Genomic DNA, 13,652 nt, shown 5'->3' on the forward strand with positions numbered 1-13,652 from the left:
ATGACGATGTCCGTAAAGAAAGCGATGATTTTCGCCGCGGGCCGCGGCGAGCGCATGCGTCCGTTGACCGACGCGTGCCCGAAGCCCTTGCTCGAAGTGGGCGGCAAGCCGCTGATCGTATGGCAGATCGAACGGCTCGCGCGGGCCGGCATCCGTAGCATCGTGATCAATCATGCGTGGCTCGGCGCGCAGCTCGAAGCCGCGCTCGGCGACGGTTCGCGCTGGCAGGTCGAGCTGCGCTACTCGCCCGAGCACGAGGCGCTGGAGACCGCGGGCGGCATCGCGCAGGCGCTGCCGCTACTGACCGACGACGGCGCGGATCAGTTGTTCGTCGCGGTGGCCGGCGACGTGTACACCGAGTACGACTACGCCGCGCTGCACGCGCACGCCGGCCGGCTGAAGGCGCTGCCCGAGCCCGGCATGCATCTGGTGATGGTGCCGAACCCGGCGTTTCACCCGAACGGCGACTTTGGTCTCGTCGACGGCGTGCTGTCGCTCGACGCGCAGCCGCGCCTCACGTTCGGCAGTTTCGGTCTGTACGACACGCGCATGTTCCGCGATCTGCCGCGCGGCACGCGGCGCGCGCTGAGCCCGTATTACCGCGCGACCATCGCGCGTGGGCTCGCGAGCGGCGAGCTGTACGAAGGCTTGTGGGAGAACATCGGCACCCAGGCGCAGCTGGAAGCGCTCGATCGGCTGCTGCGCGCGCGCTGAGCTTTACTTCGCCGGGCTCTCACCTGCCCCGACTGCTTCCGCTCTTTCCACCGCATCCGTGGTGTGCGCGGCGCGCTGCTGCAGCGCCCACATCTGCGCGAACAAACCGTTCGCGCGCAACAGCTCCGCGTGCGTGCCGCGCTCGACGATGCGCCCTTTGTCCATCACGATGATCTGCTGCGCGTGCACGACCGTCGACAGCCGGTGCGCGATGATCAGCGTCGTGCGTTCGCGCGCGATCAGGTCGAGCTCATGCTGGATCGCGCGCTCGGAGCGTGAATCGAGCGCGGACGTCGCTTCGTCGAACAACAGGATCGGCGGATTCTTGAGTATGGTCCGCGCGATCGCGACGCGCTGCTTTTCGCCGCCGGACAGCTTGAGCCCGCGCTCGCCGACCGGCGTGTCGTAGCCCTTCGGCAGACTCTCGATGAACTCGTGGATATGCGCGGCGCGCGCCGCCGCGATCACTTCGTCGCGCGTCGCCGACGGCCGACCGTACGCGATGTTGTAGTAGATCGAGTCGTTGAACAGCACCGTGTCCTGCGGCACGATGCCGATCGACGCGCGCAGCGAATCCTGCGTGACGTCGCGAATATCCTGCCCGTCGATGCGAATCGCGCCGCCCGTCGCGCGGTCGAGATCGTAGAAGCGGAACAGCAGCCGCGCGAGCGTCGACTTGCCCGAGCCGCTGTGGCCGACCACCGCCGTCGTCGTGCCGGCCGCGATCGTGAAGCTCACGCCGTGCAGAATCTGCCGCGAAGGCTCGTACGCGAAGCTCACGTCGTTGAAGCGCACCTGCGCGCCGCTCACTTGCAAAGCCACCGCATTGGGCGCGTCGGGCACTTCCCGCGGTGCGCCGAGCAGCGCGAACATGCGGTCCATGTCGGTCAGGCTCTGCTTCAGCTCGCGATAGACCACGCCGAGAAAATTCAACGGAATATACAGCTGCAGCATGAACGTGTTGATCAGCACCAGGTCGCCGAGCGTCAGACGCCCGGCCATCACGCCCTGGGTCGCGCGCCACAGGATGAACACGAGCCCCGTGCCGATGATCGCCTGCTGCCCGAAGTTCAGCGCCGACAGCGAACGCTGCGACTTGATCGCCGCCGCGCGATAGCGCTTCAGGTTCTCGTCGTAGCGGCTCGCTTCCCACTCCTCGTTGCCGAAGTACTTGACGGTCTCGTAGTTGAGCAGCGAGTCGATCGCGCGCGAATTCGCCTTCGAATCGAGCTCGTTCATCGTGCGGCGAAAGTGCGTGCGCCACTCGGTGACCTTCACCGTGAACGCGATGTACACCGCGAGCGCGACGAACGTGACGATCGCGTAATAGGCCTCGTATTTGACGACGAAAAAGCCGAGCACGAGACCGACTTCGACGAGCGTCGGCAGGATGCTGTACAGCGAATAGGAAATCAGCTGCGTGATGCCGCGCGTGCCGCGTTCGATATCGCGCGACATGCCGCCCGTCTGCCGCTCCAGATGAAAGCGCAGCGACAGTCCGTGCAGGTGGCGGAATACTTTCAGCGCGAGTTGGCGCACCGCGCTTTCCGTGACTTTCGAAAACAGGATTTCGCGCAGCTCGGTGAAAAACGACGTGGACAGCCGCGCCACCGCATACGCGACCACCAGCAAGCCGACGCCGCCGAGCAGCACGATGCCGGGCGCGTCCTGCGCGCGGCCGAGCGCGGTCAGATGCCGGACCGACGCGAGACTGTCGACGATGCGCTTCATCACGATCGGCACGCCGAGGTTCGCGACCTTCGCGCCTATCAGGCAGCTGAGCGCGAAGCCGACTCGCCATTTGTAGGTGGCAAGGTATGGCAGCAGCGACAGGATCGTTTGCCAGTCGTTGCGGGGTGCGGTGGAAATCGGCGAGGGTTCGGACGAAGGAGCGCGGCGCATAAATCGTGGGGAGAGTGTGGAGCTGCCGGAGTTCGCAGCGGCGCGCGGCTCGCGCGCTTCGCTGGGTGCTTTCCCGTACAATTCCTGATCTTTCTATTGTCGCAGAAGCCGACTGGCGGCGCTTTGCATGGCCTACTGTCGAACTGGCCCAGCCATTGCGTCAATGCGCGTCAATACACTCGAACACGTTTCCCAAGGATGTCCCGATGACCGATCTTCTTCAACTTCCGTCCAAGCCGTGCGCGCTGCGCGTCATGCCGCAGCCGTCGGACGCGAACATTCATGGCGACGTGTTCGGCGGCTGGATCATGGCGCAGGTCGACATCGCCGGCTCGATTCCGGCAAGCCGTCGCGCGAATGGGCGGGTCGCGACGATCGCGGTTAATTCTTTCCTGTTCAAGCAACCGGTGTTCGTCGGCGATCTGCTGAGCTTTTACGCGGATATCGTGAAGACCGGCAATACGTCGGTGACAGTGTCGGTCGAGGTCTACGCGCAGCGGTTGAGGCTCTCGCAGGAAGTCGTCAAGGTCACGGAAGCGATCCTCACCTACGTCGCCACCGACAGCGACCGCCGTCCGCGCGCGCTGCCCGCGCTGGACTGAGCCGGCGAGGATGCTTAAGCTAGCGATTCCACGCGTCACGCGCCGCGCCACCCGCTAGCCGTTCCAGCCGATCAGCGCACGAGGCCCGGGACGCCGCATAGTCGCTCTTCTCATGGAAACGAGATGAAACTGATCGGTATGCTCGACTCGCCCTACGTGCGGCGCGTCGCCATCTGCATGAAGCTGCTCGCGCTCGACTTCGAACACGAGTCGATTTCGGTTTTCCGCACCTACGACCAGTTCGCGAAGATCAACCCGGTCGTCAAGGCGCCGACGCTCGTCGCCGACAACGGCGCGATCCTGATGGACTCGACGGTGATCCTGCAGTATCTGGCAACGCTCGCCGGCCCCACCCCGCTGTTCCCGACGCAAGCCGACGCGGCGTTGCGCGCCGCGCGTCTGACGGGTCTCGCGCTCGCCGCGTGCGAAAAGAGCGTGCAGATCGTCTACGAGCGCAATCTGCGGCCTCAGGAGAAGCAGCATGAACCGTGGGTCGAGCGCGTGCGCGCGCAACTGCTCGCCGCCTATGCCGAACTCGAACGCGAGTTGGGCGAAGGGCCGCTGCCCGACACGCAGCAGCAGTTCAGCGCGGCGGAGGTGGCCGTCGCCGTAGCCTGGCAGTTCACGCACATGATGCTGCCGGAGGCGGTCAGCAAGGCCGATCATCCGCGGCTCGAGAAGTTTTCCGCGTTCGCGGAAAGCCTGCCGGTGTTCAAGGACACGCCGGCTCAGTGACCGGCGTTGGACGCGACACGCGGCGACCCGCGGCGACACCCGTCGCCGCGTCACGCTTCCCTCACGCCGGCTCCAGCTCCGGCACCAACCCGCCGTGCAGCAGTTCGGAAATCGCTTCCGTCGATAGCGGCTTCGCGAAATAGAAGCCCTGCATTTCGTCGCACGCGCGTTCCTTCAGGAAGTCGAGTTGCGCCGACGTTTCCACGCCCTCGGCGATCACCTGCAACTTCAGCGAATGGGCGAGCGCGATGATCGCCGACGTGATCGTCTCATCGTCGCCCGATACGCCGATATCCGACACGAACGAGCGGTCGATCTTCAAGCGGTCCACCGGGAAGCGCTTCAGATAGCTGAGGCTCGAATAGCCGGTGCCGAAGTCGTCGATCGCGAGACCGATGCCGAGCGCGTGCAGTTCGTTGAGCATCGACACTGCTTCTTCCGCGTTGCGCATGATCGTGCTTTCGGTCAGCTCGAGTTCGAGGTACTTCGGTTCGAGTCCGGTCTCGTCGAGCACCTGCATCACGAGCTTCGCGATGTCACGCTGCTGGAACACCCGCGCCGACAGATTCACCGACACGCGCGCCGGCGGCAAGCCCTGATCCTGCCACGCCTTGTTCTGCCGGCACGCCTCGCGCAGCACCCACTCCGACAGCGGCCCGATCAGCCCGCTTTCCTCGGCGAGCGGAATGAACGACGACGGCGGCACGAGCCCGACCTCGGGATCGTGCCAGCGCACCAGCGCCTCGATGCCGACGATCTGTCCGCTGCCGATATCGACCTGCGGCTGATAGTGCAGCAGGAACTCGTTGTCGCGCAGCGCGCGGCGCAGGCGTCGTTCGAGATTCAGGCGCGCGCCCGCGCTCGCGTTCATCTCCGGCTGATAGAACTGGAACGTGTTGCGGCCCATGTCCTTCGCGCGATACATCGCGACGTCGGCCTTCTTCATCAGCGTTTCGGCATCCTCGCCGTCCTGCGGGAACAGGCTCGCGCCCATGCTGCAGCCGACGTACAGCTCGGTGCCGTCGAGCCACACCGGCTCGGCGATCGACGCGCGCACGCGCTCCATCCACGTGATCAGCGATTGCTCGTCGACGGTGTCGGTCATCACGATCACGAACTCGTCGCCGCCGTGACGCGCAACCGTGTCGCTGGTGCGCGAGCAGCGCGCGAGCCGTTCGGCGACTACGCCGAGCAGCCGGTCGCCGACGCTATGGCCGAGGGTGTCGTTGACGTTCTTGAAGCCGTCGAGATCGAGGAACACGACCGCGACGCCCGAATGATGCCGCTGCGCGACGACGAGCGCATGTTCGAGCCGGTCGCGCAGCAGGTTGCGGTTCGGCAGCCGCGTAAGGCCGTCGTAGTTGGCCTGGTATTCGAGCTGCTCCTGATAGCGGATCAGCTCGGTCACGTCGTTGATGACGCCGATATGATGGGTGATCACGCCTTCCGCGTTCGGCACCGGCGCGATGAACAGCTGATTCCAGAACAGCGCGCCGTCCTTGCGATAGTTGCGCACCACCGCGCTGACCTCGCGATTCGCCGCGAGCGCCTCGCGGATCAACGCGACGCCTTCCTGGTCACGGTCGTCGCGTTGCAGCACGCGGCAGTCGTGGCCGATCACCTCGGCGGGATCGTAGCCGGTGATGCGCATGAACGCCGGATTCACGTATTCGATCAGATTGCCCGACGGCGACGGCGCGGTGATCAGGATCGCGTTGACGCTCGCGTCGAGCGCCCGGCTTTGCAGACGCAGCGCGAGATCGGCGCGCTTGCGCTCGGTGATGTCGGTGTACGAGCCGAGCACGCCGATCACCTGACCGCCGCCGTCGGTGAACGGCAGCTTGCTCGTGACCGTCGTGCGGTGCAAGCCGTCGATCACGAAGTCGACCTCGAAGTTCATCTTGGGCACGCCGGTGCTCACGACTTCGCGATCGTGCTCGGTCAACAGGTCGGCGAACGCGCGCCACGCCAGGTCGGCGTCGCTCTTGCCGACCACCTGTTCGGGATACGCGAGCCCCGCATCGCGCGCGAACGCCATGTTGCAGCCGAGATAGCGCGAGTTCAGGTCCTTCCAGAAGATGCGCTGCGGAATGTTGTCGATCACCGCTTCGAGCATCTGATTCGAGCGCTGCGCTTCGGCTTCGGCGTTGATCTGGTCGGTCACGTCGTCCGCCAGCACGAACGAGGCGTCGCGGCCCATGAAGTTCAGTGCGTGATAGGACACGTTGACGCTGAGGATCGAGCCGTCCTTGCGCCGATGCCGCCAGATGCCCGCCATCGTGTGGCTCTGGCGGAGGTCGGCGCTACGCTGCAGGTGCGTCTCCAGGCGGCCGATTTCCGAGTTCGGGCGGATCGCGCGGATCGTCATGCCGAGAAACTCGTCTTCCGTGTAGCCGTATTGCTGGATCGCGGCCTTGTTGACGGCGAGAAAGCACAGCGCGTCGCGATCGAAGATGTACATCGGCACGGTGTGATCGTCGAACAGGCTGCGAAAACGCTCGTCGTTGCGCACCAGCGCGCGGGCGCTGCGCAGTTTTTCGCGCGCGCTGTTCTCGCGCACGCCGAACGTGAGGAACAGCAGCACGCTGCCGGTGAGCATCGTCACGAGCAGCACGAACATCGCGCGCTCGCTGTCGCTCGCCGATGCCGCGAGCGAGATCTGCAACGAGCGGTTTTCCTCGCTGCGCAACGTGGCGAGCGCGGCTTCGACACGCTCTAGCGCGGGGGCAAGATGCGAGTTCGACGGCGCAGGGTCGAGGGATGCCTCGAATGGCGCGTCGAGGGGGGCCGCCCCTGGTGCTTCGGTCGATGCCGCGTGCGCCACGCCCGACGCCGCGCCCGACGCCGCGCTTGCCGCTCCGGGCAGGTCACTCGCATGGTTGCGCAGCGTGTCCTCGAGATCGTGCTGCAACGCGTGCCGCGCCGCGCTCAGGCTGGCAAGCGCCCCCGACATGTACGGCTCGCTCGCGAGCTCGTCGCGCAGTGATTGCTCGCGGCTCGCGAGTGTGTTCGTCATCGAAGCGGCCGCGTCGGGCGGCACCGGCTTGCCCGATTCTTTCAGGCGGTGCAGAGCGGCGAGCGCGTTATCGAGCGCGGCGTGATACGCATCGAGGTTCTGGCGCACGCTGGTCGAGCGCGCGAGGCGCGCATCGGCGTCGCGCTGCCCGCGAATCTGCGTGTACGCAACGAACGCGTTTGCACCGACCGCGACGACCACGACCGCAATATTGATCAGCAGTCGCTTCGATAGAAAAGGATTCATGGATTCCGAACGTCAATCGTTCCGAGGGCGGGAGAGCGCGCTCGCTGCCGGTGCGTCGGGCCGCATCGATGCAAGTCTTTTACGCGCCATCCTTTGGATAACGGCCGCGATCGGAAGCGGGTTGAGGGTCGGCGTGAAAAAAAACTGATGATTTGGGGGAAGGCTGCGAGTTGGTGGGGGCGCCTGGCTGGGAGCGGCTGGCCGGCCGCACCTAGCCGGCCGCGCCTAGCCGGCCGCTCCAAATTCCTTCATCGCCGGGACGAAATCGTGGCTCGCCTCGGGCTTGCGCGACAGCTTCGCGAGCACATAGCGCTTGAAAGGATCGAGCTCGGCCCAGCGCGCGACGCTCGGCGCGGCGAGACCGGCCAGCCCCGCCTGATGCGCGACACCGTCGGGCACGCTGTCGGTTTGACGCCAGGCCGGCGACTCCTCCGGCGTAAACCACTCCGGTTCGACGTTCGCGTGCGTGCGCAGCATCTCGAACAGCGCGTGATCGAAATTCGGTTCGATCTGCGTGTCGTCTTCGACCGGGAAACGCGCGAGCAGCTTACGATCTTCGAGCGGCAGTTGCTGCCACTGCGCGAGCGTGATGCGCAGCCCGAAACGGTCGAGATTGAAGCGCACCGACATCGGGATATAAGTGAAATTCTCCGAAGACGCGACCTCGAAGTCGAACAGAAGCGGTGCTTCGTTGAGTCCCATGTCAGTGCTCCTTGTCGGTGGCGGACAGCGTGCGGGCGTCGCTTGAGGTATTTTAGAACCTTATTCGCGCGACGGCGCCCCGCGCGGCGGCCGCCGCGAAGCACACGGCGAGCCCGGCGCACCCTTTGACGCGCGGCATGGTACAGGAGTGAAGCAGCTTGAACGGACAGCAAAACGGGCGCCAAACCGGGCGGGCGGACGGCCAGCCCCACGCCCTCGACAGCGACGAACAACCCGGCGCGGTGCTACTCGAAGTGCGCCGCCATCGCGGCGCGGCGGTTGAAACCGCCACCGATCACGTCGGCCAGGAGTGGCCGGTCGCGCTCGTGTTCAACGGCATCTCGCACGCGGTGATGATGTGCACGCCGCGCGATCTCGAAGCGTTCGCGGTCGGCTTCGCGATTTCGGAGGGGATCGTCGAGCGCGGCAGCGACATTCAGGACATCGAGGTCGAATTGCACGGGCACGGCGAGCTGCCGCATGCCGAGGTGCAATTGCAGGTCGTGCAGCAGGCGTTCGCCGGTTTGAAGGAAAAGCGCCGCGCGCTCGCCGGGCGCACCGGCTGCGGCGTGTGCGGCATCGAAAGCATCGATCTGCTGGATCTGAAACCGCAGCGTGTACCCGACACTGGCTTCTTGCAGCGGCTCGCGCCCGATGCGATCGCACGCGCCGCGCGCGCGCTGCCCGAGCACCAGGCGCTCACTCGTTTGACGGGCGGCCTCCACGCGGCCGCGTGGTGTGATTCGCAAGGCGCGATTCACTCTGCGTTCGAGGACGTCGGCCGCCACAACGCGCTCGACAAGCTGATCGGCCAGCTCGTGCTCGACCGCGCCGATACGCGCGACGGTTTCGTGTTTCTGTCGAGCCGCGCGAGCTACGAGCTGGTGCGCAAGGCCGCGCGCGTCGACGTGCCGATGGTCGCGACGATCTCGGCGCCGTCGTCGCTCGCGATTGCGATCGCGCGTGAGGCGGGCGTGCGGCTCGTGAGCTTCTGCCGCGAAGGCAGCTACGTCGATTACGACACCTGGCAGCAGCAAGCTTGAGCGATTGAAGCGGCGCAGCGACGATTCACGGCTAACCCACCCGAAGCCCGCCTGCGTCGCACACCCCTCAGTCGAACCGCCGGAAATCCGGCTTGCGCTTCTCGAAGAACGCCTTGAACGCCTCGCGCGCTTCAGGCGCAAGCAGCATCTTGCCGAAATGCACGGCTTCCTCGGTCATCTGCGTCTGCAGTTCCTGCTGGCTCGCGCGCTTCATCAGGCTCTTCGTCACGCGCAACGACGACGCCGGCAGCGCCGCCAGCTTTGCGGCCTGCGACGCCGCGAACGCGTCGACTTCGCCCGCCGGCAGCACGCGATTCACGAAGCCCATGCGGTGCGCTTCGGCCGCGTCGAACGCCTCGCCGAGCAGCAGTTTTTCCGCCGCTGCCTGGTAGCCGGCCACGCGCTGCAGCAACAGGCTCGACGCTGCTTCCGGGCACAGCCCGAGCTGCGTGAACGGCAGCGAAAAGCTCGCGGTGTCGGCCGCGTAGACCAGATCGCAATGCAGCAGCAGCGTCGTGCCGACGCCGACCGCCGGCCCCGCGACCGCCGCCACCACCGGTTTTTCCGCCGAACATAGCGCGCGCAGGAACTGGAACACCGGCGGGGTTTCGCCAACCGGCGGCGACTTCATGAAGTCCTCGAGATCGTTGCCCGCGCTGAATATGCCCGCGCTGCCGCGAATCAGGATCGCGCGCACCGACGCGTCGCCCTGCGCGTCTACGAGCACGTCGGCCATCGTCTGATACATCGCGGCCGTGAAGGCGTTTTTCCTGCCGGGCCGGTTGAAGCTGATGGTCAGCACCGCGTCGGCGCGCTCGACCAGAATATCCGTCGTCATCCCGTTCATCTCCTTGTGCTCCTGCTGAATGTAGAAACGGTTCGCAAGCCGCGCGGCCTGCGAACCGTTGCGCGGTCCCTGGTGGATCACAGAAGGATCCCCCGTTCGATCAGCGGCTCACAGACGCTCGATGATGCCCGCCGCGCCCATGCCGGTACCGACGCACATCGTCACCATGCCGTACTTGTAGTTGCGGCGGCGCAGGCCGTGCACCACGGTCGCCGCACGAATCGCGCCGGTCGCGCCGAGCGGATGGCCCAGTGCAATCGCGCCGCCGAGCGGGTTGATCTTCGACGTATCGAGGCCGAGGTCCTGGATCACCGCGAGCGACTGCGCGGCAAACGCCTCGTTCAGCTCGATCCAGTCGAGGTCGTCCTGCTTCAGGCCCGCGGCTTTCAGCGCGGCCGGAATCGCTTCCTTCGGGCCGATGCCCATGATTTCCGGCGGCACGCCGCGCACCGCGAAGCTGACGAAGCGCGCGAGCGGTGTCAGGTTGAACTGCTTGAGGATTTTTTCCGACACGACGATCAACGCGCCCGCGCCGTCCGACGTCTGCGAGCTGTTGCCGGCCGTGACCGAGCCTTTGTTCGCGAACACCGCGCGCAGCTTCGCGAGGCCTTGCATCGACGTGTCCGCGCGCGGACCTTCGTCGAGCGACACGTCGCGCGTTTTCACGTTGATCTCGCCGGTCGCGAGATCGGGCACGCGATCGACGATCGTGTACGCGGCGATTTCGTCGTTGAATTCGCCGGCTTGCTGCGCGGCGAACGCGCGGCGGTGCGATTCGACCGAGAACGCGTCCTGCGCTTCGCGGCTGATCTTCCAGCGCTCGGCGACTTTCTCCGCGGTCAGGCCCATGCCGTACGCGATGCCGACGTCTTCGTTGCGATCGAAGATATGCGGCGACAGCGACGGCTTATTGCCCATCATCGGCACCATGCTCATCGATTCGCAGCCGCCCGCGATCATCGCATCCGCCTCGCCGACGCGGATGCGGTCCGCGGCCATCGCGAGCGCGGTCAGACCCGACGCGCAGAAGCGGTTCACCGTGACGCCGCCGACCGTGTTCGGCAGACCTGCCAGCAGCGCGCCGATCCGTGCGACGTTCAGGCCCTGCTCCGCTTCCGGAATCGCGCAACCGACGATCGCGTCTTCGATCACGCCGGTGTCGAGGCCGGGCACCTGAGCGACGGCCGACCTGATCGCGTGAACCAGCAGCTCATCCGGACGTGTGTTCCTGAACATGCCGCGCGGCGCCTTGCCGATCGGCGTACGGCTCGCGGCGACGATGTATGCGTCTTGCAATTGCTTTGCCATTTGGGAATCTCCTTTGTCGACCAGAGTTGGCCAAAGCTCTTACTCTGGTCCCATGCACATTGTGCGGTCGCCGCTTAGTTGCGCACCGGCTTGCCGGTCTGCAGCATGCCCATGATCCGTTCCTGCGTCTTCTGCGTGCCGAGCAGCTCGACGAACGCGCGACGCTCGAGTTGCAGCAGCCATTCTTCGTCGACGAGGCTGCCCGCTTTGACGTCGCCGCCGCACACCGCTTCCGCGATGCGGCTCGCGATCAGGAAATCGTGCTCGCTGATGAAGCGGCCGTCGCGCATGTTGACGAGCGACGCCTTGATCGTCGAGATCGCCGAGCGGCCCGCGACCGGCACCTGGGTCGCGCGCAGCGGCGCACGGTAGCCCGCCGCGGCGAGCGCGCGCGCTTCCTTCTTCGCGACGTCGAGCAGTTCGAACACATTGAAGACGATCGTGTCGGAAGGCTTCAGGTAGCCCATCGCGCGGGCGTCGAGCGCGGAGGCCGACACCTTCGCCATCGCCGCGTTCTCGAACGACTTCTGCAGGAACTTCAGCAGATCGCTCGTCGCGCCAACCTGGCTTGCCGCTTCGGCCGCGCGCAGCGCCGCTTCCTTCAGGCCGCCGCCCGCCGGCACGAGACCCACGCCGACTTCGACGAGACCCAGATAGCTCTCGATGTGCGCGACGCGCTTCGCGCTGTGCAGAGCGAGTTCGCAGCCGCCGCCGAGCGCGATGCCCGAGATCGCCGAGATCACCGGCACGTTCGCATACTTGACGCGCAGCATGCCCTGCTGGAAATTCCTCACGAACGGCTCGATGCCCTTCGCGCCGCCCATCATGAACGCGGGCATCGCTTCTTCGAGGTTCGCGCCCGCCGAGAACGGACCGCCCGGCGTGCCGAGCTTCAGCGATGTGGGCTGCCACACGACGAGGCCCTTGTAGTCCTTCTCGGCCAGTTCGATCGCCTGCGTGAGCCCTTCGATCACCGCCGGTCCGATCGTGTTCATCTTGCTCTTGAACGACACGATCAGCACGTCGTCCTCGCCCGCGCGATCGTCGACCCATGCGCGCACCGCATCGGTCTCGAACAGCGTCTTGCCGTAGGTCTTCGGATCGGCGCCGGTTTCGCCGACGAGCGGCGCGCGGAACACCTGCTTGCGGTACACGTCGAGCGACGAGCGCGGCACGAAGGTCTGCGTGGCCGGTGACCACGAGCCTTCGGCCGTGTGCACGCCGCCCTTCTCGTCAACCGCGCCTTCGAGCACCCACGACGGCAGCGGCACGTTGGCGAGCGCCTTGCCCGCCGTGATGTCTTCCTGCACCCATTCGGCGACCTGCTTCCAGCCGGCCGTCTGCCAGCCTTCGAACGGACCTTCGTTCCAGCCGAAGCCCCAGCGGATCGCGAGATCGACGTCGCGCGCATTGTCGGCGATCGATTCCAGATGCACGGCGATGTAGTGATAGACGTCACGGAAGATCGACCACAGGAACTGCGCCTGCGGGTGCTGCGTTTCGCGCAGCAGCTTCAGACGCTCGGCAGCCGGACGCTTCAGGATGCGGCCGACGAGTTCGTCTGCCTTCCCGCCGCCGTCGATATATGCACCCGTGTTCGGATCGAGCACCTTGATCGCCTTGCCTTCCTTCCTGTAGAAGCCGGCGCCGGTCTTCTGGCCGAGCGCGCCCTTCTTCACCAGTTCGGCGAGCACGGCCGGCGTTTCGTAGACCGGCAGAAACGGATCGTCCGGCAGCGTGTCCTGCATCGTCTTGATCACGTGCGCCATCGTGTCGAGACCGACCACGTCGGCGGTGCGGAACGTCGCCGACTTCGCGCGGCCGAGGCGCGCGCCGGTCAGGTCGTCCACTTCGTCGAAACGCAGGCCGAACTTCGCGGCTTCGGCAATGACCGCAAGGATCGAGAACACGCCGACGCGGTTCGCAATGAAGTTCGGCGTATCTTTCGCGCGCACGACGCCCTTGCCGACCACGCTGGTCAGGAAGGTTTCGAGCTGATCGAGAATTTCCGGACGCGTCGTCGCGGTCGGGATCAGTTCGACCAGATGCATGTAGCGCGGCGGATTGAAGAAGTGCACGCCGCAAAAGCGCGCCTTCAGCTCGTCCGCGAAACCTTCGGACAGTGCGGTGATCGACAGCCCCGACGTGTTGGTCGCGAAAATCGCGTTCGGGCCGATGTGCGGCGCGACCTTCTTGTACAGGTCGTGCTTCCAGTCCATGCGTTCGGCGATCGCTTCGATCACGACGTCGCACTCGGCGAGCTTGTCGATGTCGTCGTCGTAGTTCGCGGGCTGAATGTATTGCGCGTCGTCCTTCACGCCGAACGGCGCCGGCGACAGCTTCTTCAGATTTTCGATCGCCTTCAGCGCGATCCCGTTCTTCGGGCCTTCCCTGGCGGGCAGGTCGAACAGCAGCACGGGCACCTTGGCGTTGATCAGGTGCGCGGCGATCTGCGCGCCCATCACGCCGGCGCCGAGCACGGCTACCTTGCGAATGATCAGATTGCTCACGTCGTTTCTCCGGAGAGTTGTGCGATG

10 protein-coding genes are annotated in these 13,652 nt (G+C 65.8%); 4 read left to right on the forward strand and 6 right to left on the reverse strand.

What is annotated here, in order from left to right; genetic code table 11:
• Complete coding sequence (gene murU / locus F6X37_RS10005) at positions 1–714, forward strand: N-acetylmuramate alpha-1-phosphate uridylyltransferase MurU (protein WP_187611151.1); 714 nt, start codon at positions 1–3, stop codon at positions 712–714.
• Between the two features lie 3 nt (positions 715–717).
• Here murU and F6X37_RS10010 read toward each other — a convergent pair whose 3' ends face one another.
• Entirely contained in the window at positions 718–2,616 is a 1,899-nt protein-coding gene (locus F6X37_RS10010) for an ABCB family ABC transporter ATP-binding protein/permease (protein WP_187611152.1), read from the reverse strand.
• Between the two features lie 206 nt (positions 2,617–2,822).
• Here F6X37_RS10010 and F6X37_RS10015 point away from each other — a divergent pair, with 206 nt between their 5' ends.
• Complete coding sequence (locus F6X37_RS10015; protein WP_090803024.1) at positions 2,823–3,218, forward strand: acyl-CoA thioesterase; 396 nt, start codon at positions 2,823–2,825, stop codon at positions 3,216–3,218.
• Positions 3,219–3,341: 123 nt separating this feature from the next.
• A complete protein-coding gene (locus tag F6X37_RS10020) occupies positions 3,342–3,953 on the forward strand; it encodes a glutathione S-transferase family protein (protein ID WP_184062383.1) in 612 nt (203 codons plus the stop codon).
• A 61-nt stretch (positions 3,954–4,014) separates the two neighbouring features.
• Here the strand turns inward: F6X37_RS10020 and F6X37_RS10025 are convergent, their stop codons facing one another.
• A complete protein-coding gene (locus F6X37_RS10025; RefSeq protein ID WP_187611153.1) occupies positions 4,015–7,215 on the reverse strand; it encodes an EAL domain-containing protein in 3,201 nt (1,066 codons plus the stop codon).
• Between the two features lie 225 nt (positions 7,216–7,440).
• A complete protein-coding gene (locus F6X37_RS10030) occupies positions 7,441–7,917 on the reverse strand; it encodes a nitrate reductase associated protein (protein ID WP_184062390.1) in 477 nt (158 codons plus the stop codon).
• A gap of 158 nt (positions 7,918–8,075) precedes the next feature.
• Here F6X37_RS10030 and fdhD point away from each other — a divergent pair, with 158 nt between their 5' ends.
• Positions 8,076–8,960 carry a formate dehydrogenase accessory sulfurtransferase FdhD gene (gene fdhD, locus F6X37_RS10035; RefSeq protein ID WP_187611154.1) on the forward strand — a complete coding sequence of 295 codons (885 nt, stop codon included), beginning with the start codon at positions 8,076–8,078 and terminating at the stop codon, positions 8,958–8,960.
• 67 nt (positions 8,961–9,027) lie between these two features.
• Here fdhD and F6X37_RS10040 read toward each other — a convergent pair whose 3' ends face one another.
• The 3 genes from F6X37_RS10040 to F6X37_RS10050 all read right to left on the reverse strand — a co-directional run bounded on the left by F6X37_RS10040 (position 9,028) and on the right by F6X37_RS10050 (position 13,625).
• Complete coding sequence (locus F6X37_RS10040; protein WP_187611173.1) at positions 9,028–9,798, reverse strand: enoyl-CoA hydratase; 771 nt, start codon at positions 9,796–9,798, stop codon at positions 9,028–9,030.
• Between the two features lie 117 nt (positions 9,799–9,915).
• Positions 9,916–11,115 carry an acetyl-CoA C-acyltransferase gene (locus F6X37_RS10045; protein ID WP_187611155.1) on the reverse strand — a complete coding sequence of 400 codons (1,200 nt, stop codon included), beginning with the start codon at positions 11,113–11,115 and terminating at the stop codon, positions 9,916–9,918.
• A gap of 74 nt (positions 11,116–11,189) precedes the next feature.
• Positions 11,190–13,625 (reverse strand): 3-hydroxyacyl-CoA dehydrogenase/enoyl-CoA hydratase family protein, encoded by a 2,436-nt coding sequence (locus F6X37_RS10050; protein ID WP_187611156.1) that lies wholly within the window; start codon positions 13,623–13,625, stop codon positions 11,190–11,192.
• Positions 13,626–13,652: the final 27 nt, after the last annotated feature.

Origin of the sequence: Paraburkholderia sp. 31.1, from assembly GCF_014397645.1 — a bacterium.
Taxonomy (GTDB): domain Bacteria; phylum Pseudomonadota; class Gammaproteobacteria; order Burkholderiales; family Burkholderiaceae; genus Paraburkholderia; species Paraburkholderia tuberum.

Bases quoted from the DNA above. Each gene is read 5' to 3' on its own strand.
- F6X37_RS10045 (WP_187611155.1), bottom strand. From the start codon at position 11,115: ATGGCAAAGCAATTGCAAGACGCATACATCGTCGCCGCGAGCCGTACG.
- murU (WP_187611151.1), top strand. From the start codon at position 1: ATGACGATGTCCGTAAAGAAAGCGATGATTTTCGCCGCGGGCCGCGGC.
- F6X37_RS10030 (WP_184062390.1), bottom strand. From the start codon at position 7,917: ATGGGACTCAACGAAGCACCGCTTCTGTTCGACTTCGAGGTCGCGTCT.
- F6X37_RS10040 (WP_187611173.1), bottom strand. From the start codon at position 9,798: ATGACGACGGATATTCTGGTCGAGCGCGCCGACGCGGTGCTGACCATC.
- F6X37_RS10015 (WP_090803024.1), top strand. From the start codon at position 2,823: ATGACCGATCTTCTTCAACTTCCGTCCAAGCCGTGCGCGCTGCGCGTC.
- F6X37_RS10025 (WP_187611153.1), bottom strand. From the start codon at position 7,215: ATGAATCCTTTTCTATCGAAGCGACTGCTGATCAATATTGCGGTCGTG.
- F6X37_RS10020 (WP_184062383.1), top strand. From the start codon at position 3,342: ATGAAACTGATCGGTATGCTCGACTCGCCCTACGTGCGGCGCGTCGCC.
- F6X37_RS10010 (WP_187611152.1), bottom strand. From the start codon at position 2,616: ATGCGCCGCGCTCCTTCGTCCGAACCCTCGCCGATTTCCACCGCACCC.